The sequence below is a fragment of the Micromonospora sp. NPDC049204 genome, from assembly GCF_040647935.1.
Classification (GTDB): Bacteria; Actinomycetota; Actinomycetes; order Mycobacteriales; family Micromonosporaceae; genus Micromonospora.
In genome coordinates this window covers 93753-107022 of the sequence record NZ_JBEZDC010000021.1, presented here as the reverse complement: position 1 = coordinate 107022, position 13270 = coordinate 93753, and the positions used below count along the sequence as shown (strand labels likewise).

The window sequence follows — 13270 nt, the reverse complement described above, 5'->3', positions numbered from 1 at the left end:
GCTGGTGTCGGTGTGCAGGTCGCCTCTCGGCGAGTGGCACTACGCGGCTCCAGCCGGACGGTATTCCGCGAAGTCTATTTAGGTGAGGCCCGGGGACACATGACACACCGACACCCCAGTCAACGAGCCGGCCCCCACCAGTGTTCCGCGCGCCGCAGTGTCGGCGGTCACACCGTCGCCGGCAGGGTGGCCCGGCGGGCCTGCACCGCGGAGGCCAGGTGGTCGAGCACCTCGACGGTGTCGTCCCAGCCGAGGCAGGCGTCGGTGACCGACCGGCCGTACTCAAGCGTCCGGGTCGGGTCGAGGTCCTGCCGGCCGGGCAGCAGGAACGACTCCAGCATCACGCCGGTGATCCCGCGCTGGCCGGCGGCCAGCTGGGCGGCCACGTCGAAGGCGACCCGCGGCTGGTTGCGGTGGTCCTTGCCGCTGTTGGCGTGACTGGCGTCGATCACCAGCCGCTCCGGCAGTTCCGCGGCGCGGAGCAGGTCGAGCGCCCCGGCGACCGAGTCCGCGTCGTAGTTGGGTCGCCCGCCCCCACCGCGCAGCACCAGATGACCGTCGGAGTTGCCCCGGGTGTGCATGATCGCCGGAGTGCCGGAGAAGTCGATACCGGGGAAGACGTGCGGCACGCCGGCGGCGCGGATCGCGTCCACAGCGGTGCCGATGCTGCCGTCCGGGCGGTTCTTCATGCCGATCGGCATGGACAGACCCGAGGCGAGTTGGCGGTGCACCTGACTCTCCACGGTGCGGGCGCCGATCGCGCCCCAGCCCACCGTGTCCGCGATGTACTGCGGCGTGATCGGGTCGAGGAACTCGCAGCCCACCGGCAGACCGACCCGCAGTACGTCGAGCAGCAGCGCTCGGGCCAGCCGTAGGCCGGTGTTGACGTCGCCGCTGCCGTCCAGGCCCGGGTCGTTGATCAGGCCCTTCCAACCGACGGTCGAGCGCGGCTTCTCGAAGTAGACCCGCATGACGATCAGCAGGTCGTCGGCGAGCCGGTCGGCTACCGCACGCAGACGCCCCGCGTACTCGAGGGCGGCGGCCGGGTCATGCACCGAGCAGGGGCCGACCACCACCAGCAGGCGGTCGTCCTCGCGATCCAGCACGCGACCCACCGCGCGGCGACCGGTCAGCACGGCCGACGCGAGCGAGGCGTCCAGGGGCAACTCGTGGTGCAGCAGGGCGGGCGTGGTCAGCGGCACGACACGGTCGATCCGCTGATCGCTGACCCGATCGGTCTCCGGGGTCGTCACGGTGGGCATCCTTCCGCCGACCGTGCCCGGGGCCGGTGCCCGAGCCGAGCCGGCTGCTCGTACGCAAAAGGGCAGGAACGACAGCTCCTGCCCAGCCGGCTCGGTCCGTGGTGACGTCAGTTCATGGTGAAGTCACCGGCGTGCCAGCCGGCTGCCTAAACCATCGATAGGAACGCGTCACGGGGGCAAGCGTACCCGACCGCACGGGAACCTCCGGCCCGTCGTCCCAAGATGCGGGGCGGAGACCGCGTGCCAGGAGCGGGGTCGGGGTAACAGGGGAGCCATGACTGACGAGCAGAGTGATCAGGAGCGGGTGGAGTCCCGTGCCCACCACCTCCTGCCCGAGGAGATCGCCGCGGGCAGCGACGATCCGGAGGCGCAGGCCGAGGCCATCCTCGCCGAGTCGGACCTCCGGGAGGCGGACCAGAACGCGGCGCCCGACACGGTGCTGGAACGTCGTACCTCGGATCAGACAGTGGTCGCGGTCGAGCCGCCCGACTGAGCGGTGGCCCCACGCGCCCGGCGGGATCCCCGGTAGGTGTGCTCCCGCAGCCAGGCCAGCGGACCTGCCGCCCGCAGTTCGGGTGGCAGGTTCCGCACCGGGTCGAACGCGAGCGCGGCGTCCTCCTCGGCGCTGAGCGGGGCACCGATCCCGACCTGCCCCACCGGCCGCCACGACCCGACGGCGGACGCGACCGCGAGCACCAGGCGCGGTGTGTCCGTCCGGGTCGCGGCGGCCACCGTGCGCAGGCTGCTCCCGAGGTCCACGGAGTCGGGGTCGGCCAGCGTGGCCAGCCAGATCCGGCGCGGTCCCACGCGGTAACCCACGATCGTGCTGTACGTCCCGGTGAAGCGCCGTCGGGGCAGCGGCAGGTTCCGCAGTAGCGGGGCCGCGCCGCTGGAGCTGACCAGCAGGTCGAACGGTCGACCGCGGTCGTGGTGCAGGCGCAGCGCGACGCCCAGCACGTCCGGCCAGCCGCCGGGCGTGGGGGTTCCCTTGGAGAGCCGGACGGTGGCCCGATACCGGTTGGGCTCGTCCAGCAGGGCGACCCCGGTGGGTGGTCCGGGCGTACCCCAGATCACCACCTCGCCGGCGAACGAGCGACCGGCCGGATGCAGCAGCCGGCCGTGGCGCAGCCGGCCGAGCGCGGCGCTGGCACGTTCGACGACGGCGGCGGACCGGGACGGGGGCGGGGTGACGGTCATGGCCCTCCGGTACCCCGGAGGGCCGTCTCGATGCCCGGGGCCGGCTCGCCGACCCACCGCACGTCACCTTTCCGCCCGCGAGATCGGATAGCGTCGGGGTATGCCCGACAGCGGTTACCCCTGGCCCATCGAGACGTCCCGACTGGACAACGGCCTACGCGTGGTGGTGAGCGAGGACCGCACCGCGCCCGCCGTGGCCGTCAACCTCTGGTACGACGTCGGTTCCCGACACGAGCCGAGCGGGCAGACCGGCTTCGCCCACCTCTTCGAACACCTGATGTTCGAGGGCTCGGTGAACGTGGCGAAGACCGAGCACATGAAGCTGATCCAGGGCTCCGGTGGCTCGCTCAACGCCACCACCAACCCGGACCGGACCAACTACTTCGAGACCGTCCCGGCCGAGCACCTGGAGTTGGCGCTCTGGCTGGAGGCCGACCGGATGGGCGGCCTGGTCCCCGCGCTCACCCAGGAGACGCTGGACAACCAGCGGGACGTGGTCAAGAACGAGCGCCGGCAGCGGTACGAGAACGTGCCGTACGGCGACGCCTGGCTGCGGTTGCTGCCGCTGCTCTACCCGGCGGGGCACCCGTACCACCACGCGACGATCGGCTCGATGGCCGACCTGAACGCCGCCGACCTGGCCACCTTCCAGGCGTTCCACCAGACCTACTACGCCCCCAACAACGCGGTGCTCACCGTGGTCGGCGACGCCACCGCGTCCGACGTGTTCGCGCTCGCCGACAAGTACTTCGGGGCGCTGCCGGCACGCGACGACATCCCGGCCGCCCCGGACGGCCGCAACGTCCCGGCGACCGGACAGGCGGCAATCGAGTCGGTCCGCGCCGACGTACCGGCGCCGCGGGTCTACCTCGCCCACCGCACCTACCCGTTCGGCAGCCCGGAGTACCACGTGGTCACCGTGCTCGCCACCGTCCTCGGCAGCGGGCGGGGCAGCCGGCTCTACCAGCGACTCGCCGACGGTGAGCGGATCGCTCAGCCGGACCTGGTCGGGGCGTACGGGGTGGATCTCGCGCACGCCCCGGCACCCCTGATCGCCACCGCCACCGCCCGCCCCGGGGTGAGCGCCGAGCGACTGGCCGAGGGGTTGGCTGAGGTCGTCGACGAGTTGGCCACCGTGCCGGTCACCGCCTCCGAGCTGGATCGGGCCAAGGCGATGCTCAGCACCGGGTGGTGGCGTCAACTGTCCACGGTGGACGGCCGCGCGGACCTGCTCGGCCGGTACGCCACGCAGTTCGGTGACCCGGCCCGCGTCGCCGACCAGCTGCCGGGTCTGCTCGCGGTCACCGCCGAGCAGATCGCCGAGGCCGCCGCCGAGGTGCTCGCCACCGACCGGGTGCTGCTGACCTACCTGCCCGAGGAGACCTCATGACGCTGATCGCCGACCGTCCCGGCCCGGGTGCCGCCCGTCCGTACCGGTTTCCGCAGGTGGTTCGCCGTACCGTGGCCGGTGGTCAGGTCGTCGCCGCGCACCTGCCGGGGCAGAACCTCGCCGTGGCCCTGCTGTTGCTCGACGTGGGCGCGGGCCAGGAGCCGGTTGGCAAGGAGGGCCTGTCCGGTGTGCTGGCCAAGGCGTTGGAGGAGGGGACGGCGCAGCGGGACGCCGCCGCGTACGCGCTCGCCGTCGAAGGGCTGGGCACCTCGTTGTCGACCGGGCTGGACTGGGACTCGTTCCAGGCCAGCGTGGTGATCCCGGTGGACCGGCTCAGCGCCGCCGTGGAGTTGCTCGCCGAAGCGGTCCGGACGCCGAGGCTGGACCCCGCCGACGTGCGCCGGGTCCGGGACGACGAGGCGACCGCGCTGCGGATGGACTGGGCCAACCCCGGCCCCCGCGCCGACGCCGCGCTGCGCGGTGACCTGTTCGGCGCCCAGAACCGGTGGGGCCGGCCGATGTACGGCGACCCGGAGTCGGTCGCCGGCCTGGACGTGGAGGACGTCACCGTCTTCCACTCCGAGTGGTTCCTGCGTCCCGGCACCCTGATCGTCGCCGGCGACCTGGACCGGATCGACCTGGACGCGCTGGCCGCCGCGGCGTTCGCCGGCACCGGTGGCGGCCCGGCCGAGCGGGGTGGCCCGATCGAGGTGCCGCTGCACGCCGGGCGGCGGATCATCCTGGTGGACCGGCCCGGCTCGGTGCAGTCCACGCTGCGGCTGGGCCACCCGTCGCCGCAGCGGGCGCACCCCGACCACGTGCCGATGACCCTCGCCGGCACGGTCCTCGGTGGGGCGTTCACCTCCCGCCTCAACCACCTGCTGCGCGAGGTGCACGGCTACACCTACGGCGTTCGGGGTGACTTCGCCTCGTCCCGCCGCTTCGGTCGGTTCGGGGTCAGCTCCGGTGTGCAGACCGCGGTCACCGTGCCGGCCCTGATCGAGGCGGTGGGTGAGATCAGCCGTACCCAGGCCGGTGGGGTGACCGAGGACGAGCTGGAGGTGGCCCGGTCCTGGCGGGCCGGGCAGCTCTCGGTCGAGTTGCAGAGCCCGCGGGCGATCGCGTCGGCGCTGACCACGCTCGTGGTGCACGACCTGCCGGACGATTACCACGCCCGGCTGCGTGAGGCGCTGCTCGCCGCGGACGTGGACCAGGTCTCCGCGGCGGCGGCCACCCACCTGCACCCGGACGCGCTGACCCTGGTCATCGAGGGCGACGCGGCGGTCATCCGCGACGACCTGACCGCAGCATCCCTGGGCGACCTGCTCCCCTAACCAACCCACCCCCGGTCCTTGCGGTTGATCAAGAGGTTTGCGTCAACCCGAGAGCGATTTCTGACGCAAATCTCTTGATCACGCGGGGTGGGGTGGGGCGGGGTGGGTGGGTGGTGGGTGGTGGGTGGGTTCGTGTGATGCGGGACCCGGGGGGTGGGAAAGGGCTCCCGGTTGCGGGGGTGGCCTGGGTAGCCTCGCGGGCATGAGGATCGGCATTGTGGGGTCCACCGGCCAGGTCGGTGGCGTGATGCGGCAGGTGCTGGCGGAACGGAAGTTCCCGGCGGAGCAGGTGCGGTTGTTCGCCTCGGCGCGGTCGGCCGGGCGGACGCTCCCGTGGCGGGACGGCGAGGTGACCGTCGAGGACGCCGCGACCGCGGACTACTCCGGACTGGACATCGTGCTCTTCTCGGCCGGTAAGGGCACGGCACGGGAGCTGGCACCCCGGGTCGCCGAGGCCGGCGCCGTGGTGATCGACAACTCGTCGGCGTTCCGGATGGACCCGCAGGTGCCGCTGGTGGTCGCCGAGGTCAACCCGCACGCGGCCCTCGACCGCCCGAAGGGCATCATCGCCAACCCCAACTGCACCACGATGGCCGCGATGCCGGTCCTGCGGCCGTTGCACGCCGAGGCTGGTCTGATCGGGCTGGTCGTCTCCACGTACCAGGCGGTCTCCGGCGCCGGACTGGCCGGCGTCGCCGAGCTGGACGAGCAGGTCCGCAAGGTGGCCGAGCACGCCGCCGGGTTGGCCTTCGACGGGTCGGCCGTGGAGTTCCCCGCGCCGCGCTCGTTCAGCCAGCCGATCGCCTTCAACGTCCTCCCGCTGGCCGGTTCGATCGTCGACGACGGCTCGTTCGAGACCGACGAGGAGCAGAAGCTCCGCAACGAGAGCCGCAAGATCCTGGAGATCCCCGACCTGTTGGTCTCCGGCACCTGCGTCCGGGTGCCGGTCTTCACCGGGCACTCGCTCCAGATCAACGCCCGGTTCGCCCGGCCGCTCACCCCGCAGCGCGCCCACGAGCTGCTGGCCGACGCGCCCGGGGTGGCGCTGACCGACGTCCCGACGCCGTTGCAGGCCGCCGGCCAGGATCCGACGTACGTGGGCCGGATCCGCGCCGACGAGACCGTCGACTACGGGCTGGCCCTGTTCTGCTCCAACGACAACCTGCGCAAGGGCGCGGCGCTCAACGCGGTGCAACTTGCCGAGCTGGTCGCCGCCGAGAATCGCTGACCGCCGCGCTCACCCCGAGCCCTCGCCGACGACCGGCGGGGGCTCGGTCGCGTCCGGGCGACGCGGCACCGGGTCAGGCGTGCTTGGATGGGACGAAGCCGATCCCTGGAGGAAACCGTGCCGGATGACCGCAGCCAGCAGGCCCTGACCGACCTGATCTCCAGCCGTTCGATGGGCGTGCTGGCGACCATCAAGCGGGACGGGCGGCCGCAGATGTCCACAGTGGTCTACTCCTTCGACCGGGACGCCGGCCTGATCCGGGTCTCGGTCACCGACGGCCGGGCCAAGACCGCGAACCTGCGTCGGGATCCGCGCGCCAGCTTCCACGTCGGCAGCGAGGACGGCTGGGCGTACGCGGTGGTCGAGGGTCGCGCCGAGCTGACCGCGCCGGCCGCGGCGCCCGGAGACGAGACGGTCGAGGAGTTGGTGGCGCTCTACCGGGCGCTGAGCGGCGAACACCCGGACTGGGACGAGTACCGCCAGGCCATGGTCGACGACGGGCGGCTGGTGTTGCGGCTGCACGTGGAGCGCGTCTACGGGATGCCGCCCCGGGGCTGACGCACGCCCGTCGTTCTGGGCTGTTGCGCCCGTAGCTGCTGGTCAGCCTGGTTCGATCACGGTCACCCCGGGCCAGCGCTGCGCCGGGCGGTGCCGGGCCAACCGCTGCCGAGACGCGGCCACGTCCACCCGCGCCGGGTTGTGCCGCCAGATCCCGCCCAGCAGATCCGCCAGACCGTACGGAGCGCAGACCTCCAGCCGATCGGTCGAGTCCAGGCGGACGGCCACCGCGGTCGCGTACTCCGGCCAGGTGGCGATCGCCTCGGCCACGCTGCCGTACGGGGTGATCGGGTCACCGCCGAACTTCGCCGCGTACCAGGTGTGCACCGCCGCCTGGTTCCGTGCCTCCCATGGCGGCTGCGGCCACGCCCGCGTGAGAAGGGCGGTGGCCCCGTGGTCGTCGTCGCGGGTCAGCCTCGTCGGGTCGAAGAAGACCACGTCCACGTCCCGGACCGTCGTCGGGTCGAACCCGTCGCCGTAGCGGTCGCCCCAGACCAGGTCGCGCAGAGCGCCCGCCCCGATCCAGGCGTTTGGCAGCCCGGAGTCACGCACCACGCACAGCGCCCGGGTCAGCCAACGGCTGCCGACGACCAGGTCCCGCAGCTCCCCCTCGCCCGGCATCATCTGCCCACGATAGGCAGCGGACCCGAGGACTGCTGTCGCCCACGGGTGGGTGTGCCGCCCGCCGGCGGGTATAACGCGCTGCCGTGCCGACAACGCGGAACGGCAGGCAACGCGGGGGGAGTGGGATGGGCGCCGACACGACAGGCGACGAGGCTCGCCCCGGCGGCCCGTCCCTGCGCCGGGAAACCTCCCGTCTGCTGTCGTTCAGCGACGGTGTCTTCGCCATCATCATCACGCTGCTGGTGCTCGACCTCCAGCCACCCCGGGTCGGACGCGGTCAGCTGCTGGACGCGCTCTTCGAGCAGTGGCCGGCGTACCTCGCGTACGTCACGTCGTACGTGATCGTCGCGGTCAGTTGGATAAACCACCGGGCCACCTTCAACCGGGTGACCAGCAGCGGCAAGGGCCTCCAGTGGTACAACCTCGGGGTGCTGTTCAGCACCGCGCTGCTGCCGTTCGCCACCTCGGTGCTCTCGCAGGCCCTGCGGGAGGGGGACCGGGCGGACCAGCGGGCCGCCGTGGTCCTCTACGGCCTGGCCGGCGCGTTTCTCTCGCTGACCTGGCTGGGGCTGTACCACTACCTGGCCCGACATCGTGATCTGTTGGACGAGGCCGTGGCGGATTTCTTCTTCCCGAGCGAACGGGCGCGGGCCGCGGCCGGCGTGCTGGGGTACTCGCTGGCGATTCTCGTCGGATACCTGGTCAACCCGCTGTTCGCACTGGGGATCTTCCTGCTGCTACCGATCTTCTTCTCGCTGACCAGCAGCGGCCTGTACGAGTTGCGGCGCCTCCGGCGACTGCGGCACTCGCACCCGCGGCACCCGCACTCGCGCAGATAGCCACCGGCGGTGGGCGTTACCCCCTGCCGGGCGGCGGGTAGACGGGCCGTGCCGACACCGAGAGGGGAGCACCATGACAACGGTCGGAGAGTTCATGACGACCCGGTTGGTGACGATGGACGGCAACGAGACGCTCATCGCTGCCGCGCAGGAGATGCGTGACAGTGCGATTGGTGACGTGGTGGTGACCGACGGCGGCAACGTGGTCGGCATCGTCACGGACCGGGACATCACGGTACGTGGTGTCGCGGAGAACATGGATCCGGGCTCGACCCAACTGAGCCAGATCACCACCCGCGATGTGATCACCGTGAGTCAGTACGACGACGTGGTGGCCGCCGCGGACCTGATGCGCACGTACGCCGTACGCCGGCTTCCGGTGATCGAGGACGGGCGCCTGGTCGGCCTGATCTCGATGGGTGACCTCGCGGTGGAGCGCGAACCGCAGTCGGTGCTCGCGGACATCAGCGCCGACGACCCGAACAACTGACCGTCCGCCGCGGACGTGCGCCGGCTCTCCCCCGTGGGAGGGCCGGCGCTGCGCTGTCGGGACGCCGCCGCTCACCCGATTCGGGCGAGATTGACCGGAGGGTCTTCGGGGACCCGTGCCGGGACGTGCGACGCCGGCCGGCCCGCGCGACGCGAGCGCGGCGCGGGAGCCCGGGCAACTGGGAGGAGTGGACTCGATGGTGGACGCGACCACGAGGTTCTTCGAGGACCTGGACCGGCGGGGGTACGAACCCCTGCTGGCGAAGACCTCCGGGACACTGCGTATCGACCTGCACGAGGGGGCGCAGACCCGGCACTGGCTGCTGAGAATCGACCACGGCCGGGTCAACGTGAGCCAGGAGGACCGGGAAGCTGACACCGTCATCGGTGCGAGCCCCATCCTCTTCGACGACATCGCCGCGGGCCGCGAGCACGGCCTCGCCGCGCTGTTGCGCGGGGACATGACGGTGACCGGTGACGCCCGGCTGGTGGTGCAGGTGGAGCGGATCTTCCCGAGTTCGCCGGACGCCCGGGGACCCCGTCGACGCTTCGCGGGGGAGGGGTACTGATGGGGCAGTCCAACACGGTCCGGATCCTGGACGGCAACACGTTCGTCGTCTGCCAGGACACCGGCGACATCGAGGCGACTCCGAGCGAGCCGACCGGGCTCTTCTCCATCGACACCCGGTTTCTGTCCACCTGGGTGCTGACCGTCAACGGTGAGCGGCTCAACTCGCTCTCCTACGACGATCTCCAGTACTTCGAGTCCCGGTTCTTTCTCGTCCCGGGGATGGCCACGCACTACATCGACGCGAAGCTGTCGATCATCCGTGAGCGCACGGTGGGCGGCAGTTTCTGCGAGCAACTCACCATCCTCAACCACGACGAGAAGCCTGTCGATCTCGAAGTCCGGATGGACGCGGCGTCGGACTTCGCCGACCTGTTCCAGGTCAAGGACGAGATCCTCAACAAGAAGGGCGAGATCTACACCGAGGTCGAGTCCGACCGGCTCCGGCTGGGCTATCGCCGGGGCAACTTCCGGCGGGAGACGGTGGTCTCCTCGTCCATGTCGGCCCGGTACGACAGCGAGGGTTTCGTGTACACGGTTCACCTGGAACCCAACGAGCAGTGGGAAACCTCGATCGACGTCCAGACGCACGCGGTCGGTCCTGGTGGTCGAGACCTGCGGTTCGGGCTGCGCGTGCACGGCAACGAGCGGCTCGCCCTCCAGCACGACCTGGAGCAGTGGATCGCCGACGCTCCGAAGGTCAACAGTCAGCACGGTCGGGTGGCCAGCACCTACCGGCGCAGTCTGATCGACCTGGCCGCGCTGCGCTTCTCGCCCCTGTCGTTGGGCGGTGCCACCCTGCCGGCCGCCGGCCTGCCCTGGTTCATGACCATGTTCGGTCGGGACAGCATCTTCACCTGCCTGCAGACGCTGCCGTTCACCCCGCAGTTGTCGAAGACGACGCTGCGCATCCTCGCCTCGTTGCAGGGCAGCCGGTTCGACGACTTCCGCGACGAGGACCCGGGGCGCATCCTGCACGAGATGCGGTACGGCGAGACAGCGGCCTTCGAGGAGCAGCCGCACTCGCCGTACTACGGCTCGGTGGACGCGACGCCGCTGTTCGTCGTGCTGCTCGACGAGTACGAGCGGTGGACCGGGGACGTCGCGCTGGTCAAGGAGTTGGAGCAGGAGGCCCGGGCGGCGCTGCGGTGGATCGACAACTACGCCGACCTGGTCGGCAACGGTTACATCTGGTACGAACGGCGCAACACCGACACCGGCCTGGAGAACCAGTGCTGGAAGGACTCCTGGGACTCCATCTCCTACTCCGACGGCACGCTGCCGCCGTTCCCGCGGGCCACCTGCGAGGTGCAGGGGTACGCGTACGACGCGAAGATCCGCGCGGCCCGGATGGCTCGCCAGTTCTGGGATGACCCGGAGTTCGCCGACCAGTTGGAGCGGGAGGCGGCAGCGCTGAAGGAGCGGTTCAACCGGGACTGGTGGGTGGCCGACGGCGAGTTCTACGCCCTGGCCCTGGACCCGGACGGCCGCCAGTGCGACGTCCTCAGCTCCAACATCGGCCACCTGCTGTGGAGCGGGATCGTCGAACCCGAGCGGGCGGAGAAGATCGCCCACCATTTGGTGGGGCCGCGGCTCTTCTCCGGTTGGGGTGTCCGGACGCTCGCCGAGGGGGAGGCCCGGTACAACCCCATCGGCTACCACAACGGCACGATCTGGCCGTTCGACAACTCGTTCATCGCCTGGGGCCTGCGCCGGTACGGCTTCGCCGAGGAGGCCGCCACCATCGCCAACGGGATCCTGGACGCGGCCACGTACTTCGACGGCCGGTTGCCGGAGGCGTTCGGCGGCTACCCCCGGGACCTCACCAAGTTCCCGGTGGAGTACCCGACAGCGTGCAGCCCGCAGGCCTGGTCGACCGGCACCCCGTTGCTGCTGCTGCGGACCATGCTCGGCCTGGAGCCGCACGACGGTCACCTGTCCGTCGAGCCACGACTGCCCGTGGGCATGGGCCGGATCGAGGTGCTGGACATCCCGGGTCGCTGGGGTCGGGTGGACGCGTTCGCCCGGGGCCGACTGGACCTGGACAAGCTCGCCGACTGATCGACCAACCCGTCGAGCCGGCGGCGGCGCGCGACCCGCGCCGCCGCCGGTCCGTCACGCAGGCTGGCAGGGTAGATTCTGCGGATGCCGGAGCTCGTGTACCCGCCCGTTATCGCCGCTGCCAAGACGATGTTCCGTCTTCTCGATCTGAAGATCACCATCGAGGGCGCCCACCACGTGCCCCGTACCGGCGGGGCGGTGCTGGCCGGCAACCACATCAGCTACCTCGACTTCATCTTCGCCGGTCTGGGCGCGAACGCGTCGGGCCGTCTGGTGCGGTTCATGGCCAAGAAGTCGGTCTTCTCGCACCGGATCTCCGGCCCGTTGATGCGCGGGATGCGGCACATCTCGGTGGACCGGGAGGCCGGCGCGGCCTCGTTCCGCACCGCCGTCGCCGCCCTCAAGCGCGGCGAGATCGTCGGCGTCTTCCCGGAGGCGACGATCAGCCAGTCGTTCACCGTCAAGGAGTTGAAGAGCGGCACGGTCCGGATGGCCCGCTCGGCGAAGGTCCCGGTGTTACCGGTCGCCCTGTGGGGGACCCAGCGGCTCTGGACCAAGGGCCGCCCGCGCACCCTCACCCGTCGGCACACGCCGATCACCATCCTGATCGGCGAGCCGATCAACCCGGCGGACTTCCCGGACCCGAACCTGCTGGCCACCGAGCTGAACACCAGGCTCAGCGCGCTCGTCGAGCGGGCCCAGCGCGAATACCCGGACGCGCCGGCCGGCCCGGACGACACCTGGTGGCTGCCCGCGCACCTGGGCGGCAGCGCCCCCACGCCGGAGGAGGCCGCCGCCCTGGACGCGGCCGAGGAGCAGCAACGGGCGTCGAGCGTCTGACGTCACGGTGGCCGGGGCGTTCCGCACCCGGGCGTGCCGAGGTCTGCCGGTGCGGACGCCGTCCGGTCATCGTGGGCAGCCGCCGCGTGGGCCGTCGGCGTCACCGATGCCCGGATGCCGCCCCGCCCGCGAGCCCGCCCCACGGCGCCGGCTCCGGCCCCGAGCGGTAGTAGTCGTCTCGGGAGTGGAACTCCACCGGCAGCGAACCGGGAAGCGTGATCCGGGTGTCCCCGGCGAGCAGGCTGGGGCCGGCGCGCAGCAGCAGAACGTCGCGTTCCTGGGCCGAGAGGTCGACCAGTTGGGGGCGGGTGAGCCGGAACTCGGCCACCGCCCGGCGGACCTGCTGGGCCAGCGCCGCCACCGCGGCGGACGGCCCGCCCAGGGCCAGGGCCGGTTGCTGAATGGTGCGCAGCGCGTCGCAGACGACCAGCAACTGCGTCGGCGCGTCCCGATCGGCGGCCAGCACCTCCAACCGGGACGGCCACTGCCAGCGGATCTGCCCGCTCATCAGGCCGTTGAGCCGGGCGGGTGGCCGTGCCCGGGGCGTGTCGTCGACGACAAGCGCCAGCTGCGCGCCGCTGCCCACCCAGCAGATCCGCTGGTCGGTGACGGTCACCGAGACCGGCGCGGGTAGTTGCCAGCGACGCCGTGCCTCGCTCGGCCCGAGCAGGTAGCCCGCAACCAGCAGTTGGTGCCGCCCGAGCACCCGTTCACCGGGCGCGGGACGCAGGTTGTAGCGGCGATCCAGGGCCGGCCCCACGTCGTCGTCCAGAGCGTCGAACCGGTGGGGACCGATGAAGAAGGGGGACGTGTCGGCGTGCATCGTCACGACCTTCCGGTCAGCTGGCTTGTGAATGAAGCCTGTCGGATCGGAGGGCCG

General features: G+C 71.5%; 14 protein-coding genes. 10 read left to right on the top strand and 4 right to left on the bottom strand.

Features of this window, described 5'->3' with window-relative positions; genetic code table 11:
- Positions 1-167 precede the first annotated feature (167 nt).
- Positions 168-1262, bottom strand: coding sequence for a 3-deoxy-7-phosphoheptulonate synthase (locus AB0A90_RS30865; RefSeq protein ID WP_357254717.1), 1095 nt, complete (start codon positions 1260-1262; stop codon positions 168-170).
- Positions 1263-1536: 274 nt separating this feature from the next.
- Here AB0A90_RS30865 and AB0A90_RS30860 point away from each other — a divergent pair, with 274 nt between their 5' ends.
- Entirely contained in the window at positions 1537-1755 is a 219-nt protein-coding gene (locus AB0A90_RS30860; RefSeq protein ID WP_357254715.1) for a hypothetical protein, read from the top strand.
- Here AB0A90_RS30860 and AB0A90_RS30855 read toward each other — a convergent pair.
- On the bottom strand, positions 1722-2459 hold the full coding sequence (locus AB0A90_RS30855) for a phosphodiesterase (RefSeq protein ID WP_357254713.1): 738 nt from the start codon (positions 2457-2459) through the stop codon (positions 1722-1724). The genes AB0A90_RS30860 and AB0A90_RS30855 overlap by 34 nt on opposite strands.
- A gap of 100 nt (positions 2460-2559) precedes the next feature.
- Here AB0A90_RS30855 and AB0A90_RS30850 point away from each other — a divergent pair, with 100 nt between their 5' ends.
- The 4 genes from AB0A90_RS30850 to AB0A90_RS30835 all read left to right on the top strand — a co-directional run bounded on the left by AB0A90_RS30850 (position 2560) and on the right by AB0A90_RS30835 (position 6969).
- Positions 2560-3849, top strand: coding sequence for a pitrilysin family protein (locus AB0A90_RS30850; RefSeq protein ID WP_357254711.1), 1290 nt, complete (start codon positions 2560-2562; stop codon positions 3847-3849).
- On the top strand, positions 3846-5183 hold the full coding sequence (locus AB0A90_RS30845; RefSeq protein WP_357254709.1) for a pitrilysin family protein: 1338 nt from the start codon (positions 3846-3848) through the stop codon (positions 5181-5183). Before AB0A90_RS30850 ends, AB0A90_RS30845 begins: the two co-directional genes overlap by 4 nt.
- Before the next feature lie 202 nt (positions 5184-5385).
- Complete coding sequence (locus AB0A90_RS30840) at positions 5386-6411, top strand: aspartate-semialdehyde dehydrogenase (protein WP_357254707.1); 1026 nt, start codon at positions 5386-5388, stop codon at positions 6409-6411.
- 87 nt (positions 6412-6498) lie between these two features.
- On the top strand, positions 6499-6969 hold the full coding sequence (locus AB0A90_RS30835; RefSeq protein ID WP_357254705.1) for a PPOX class F420-dependent oxidoreductase: 471 nt from the start codon (positions 6499-6501) through the stop codon (positions 6967-6969).
- Between the two features lie 42 nt (positions 6970-7011).
- Here AB0A90_RS30835 and AB0A90_RS30830 read toward each other — a convergent pair whose 3' ends face one another.
- Positions 7012-7593, bottom strand: a complete 582-nt coding sequence (locus AB0A90_RS30830) for a nucleotidyltransferase family protein (RefSeq protein ID WP_357254703.1) — start codon at positions 7591-7593, stop codon at positions 7012-7014.
- A gap of 125 nt (positions 7594-7718) precedes the next feature.
- On the opposite strand from AB0A90_RS30830, the gene AB0A90_RS30825 reads away from it, so the two are divergent.
- From AB0A90_RS30825 to AB0A90_RS30805, 5 genes are all read left to right on the top strand, one after another.
- Positions 7719-8432 (top strand): TMEM175 family protein, encoded by a 714-nt coding sequence (locus AB0A90_RS30825; protein WP_357254701.1) that lies wholly within the window; start codon positions 7719-7721, stop codon positions 8430-8432.
- Between the two features lie 73 nt (positions 8433-8505).
- The gene (locus AB0A90_RS30820) at positions 8506-8922 is read left to right on the top strand and encodes a CBS domain-containing protein (RefSeq protein WP_357254699.1); all 417 of its coding nucleotides are present in this window, start codon (positions 8506-8508) and stop codon (positions 8920-8922) included.
- 196 nt (positions 8923-9118) lie between these two features.
- Positions 9119-9490 carry an SCP2 sterol-binding domain-containing protein gene (locus AB0A90_RS30815; RefSeq protein ID WP_357254697.1) on the top strand — a complete coding sequence of 124 codons (372 nt, stop codon included), beginning with the start codon at positions 9119-9121 and terminating at the stop codon, positions 9488-9490.
- Positions 9490-11550, top strand: a complete 2061-nt coding sequence (locus AB0A90_RS30810; RefSeq protein WP_357254695.1) for a glycogen debranching N-terminal domain-containing protein — start codon at positions 9490-9492, stop codon at positions 11548-11550. Before AB0A90_RS30815 ends, AB0A90_RS30810 begins: the two co-directional genes overlap by 1 nt.
- Before the next feature lie 84 nt (positions 11551-11634).
- Positions 11635-12390 (top strand): lysophospholipid acyltransferase family protein, encoded by a 756-nt coding sequence (locus AB0A90_RS30805; RefSeq protein ID WP_357254693.1) that lies wholly within the window; start codon positions 11635-11637, stop codon positions 12388-12390.
- A 100-nt stretch (positions 12391-12490) separates the two neighbouring features.
- On the opposite strand, the gene AB0A90_RS30800 is transcribed toward AB0A90_RS30805, so the two are convergent.
- Entirely contained in the window at positions 12491-13213 is a 723-nt protein-coding gene (locus AB0A90_RS30800) for a hypothetical protein (protein ID WP_357254691.1), read from the bottom strand.
- Positions 13214-13270: the final 57 nt, after the last annotated feature.

What these genes read in the sequence shown, in the direction of transcription:
- AB0A90_RS30860 (WP_357254715.1), top strand. Translation starts at nt 1,537, where the DNA reads ATGACTGACGAGCAGAGTGATCAGGAGCGGGTGGAGTCCCGTGCCCAC.
- AB0A90_RS30815 (WP_357254697.1), top strand. Translation starts at nt 9,119, where the DNA reads ATGGTGGACGCGACCACGAGGTTCTTCGAGGACCTGGACCGGCGGGGG.
- AB0A90_RS30855 (WP_357254713.1), bottom strand. Translation starts at nt 2,459, where the DNA reads ATGACCGTCACCCCGCCCCCGTCCCGGTCCGCCGCCGTCGTCGAACGT.
- AB0A90_RS30835 (WP_357254705.1), top strand. Translation starts at nt 6,499, where the DNA reads ATGGGACGAAGCCGATCCCTGGAGGAAACCGTGCCGGATGACCGCAGC.
- AB0A90_RS30840 (WP_357254707.1), top strand. Translation starts at nt 5,386, where the DNA reads ATGAGGATCGGCATTGTGGGGTCCACCGGCCAGGTCGGTGGCGTGATG.
- AB0A90_RS30820 (WP_357254699.1), top strand. Translation starts at nt 8,506, where the DNA reads ATGACAACGGTCGGAGAGTTCATGACGACCCGGTTGGTGACGATGGAC.
- AB0A90_RS30865 (WP_357254717.1), bottom strand. Translation starts at nt 1,262, where the DNA reads ATGCCCACCGTGACGACCCCGGAGACCGATCGGGTCAGCGATCAGCGG.
- AB0A90_RS30850 (WP_357254711.1), top strand. Translation starts at nt 2,560, where the DNA reads ATGCCCGACAGCGGTTACCCCTGGCCCATCGAGACGTCCCGACTGGAC.
- AB0A90_RS30845 (WP_357254709.1), top strand. Translation starts at nt 3,846, where the DNA reads ATGACGCTGATCGCCGACCGTCCCGGCCCGGGTGCCGCCCGTCCGTAC.
- AB0A90_RS30830 (WP_357254703.1), bottom strand. Translation starts at nt 7,593, where the DNA reads ATGATGCCGGGCGAGGGGGAGCTGCGGGACCTGGTCGTCGGCAGCCGT.
- AB0A90_RS30810 (WP_357254695.1), top strand. Translation starts at nt 9,490, where the DNA reads ATGGGGCAGTCCAACACGGTCCGGATCCTGGACGGCAACACGTTCGTC.
- AB0A90_RS30805 (WP_357254693.1), top strand. Translation starts at nt 11,635, where the DNA reads ATGCCGGAGCTCGTGTACCCGCCCGTTATCGCCGCTGCCAAGACGATG.
- AB0A90_RS30800 (WP_357254691.1), bottom strand. Translation starts at nt 13,213, where the DNA reads ATGCACGCCGACACGTCCCCCTTCTTCATCGGTCCCCACCGGTTCGAC.
- AB0A90_RS30825 (WP_357254701.1), top strand. Translation starts at nt 7,719, where the DNA reads ATGGGCGCCGACACGACAGGCGACGAGGCTCGCCCCGGCGGCCCGTCC.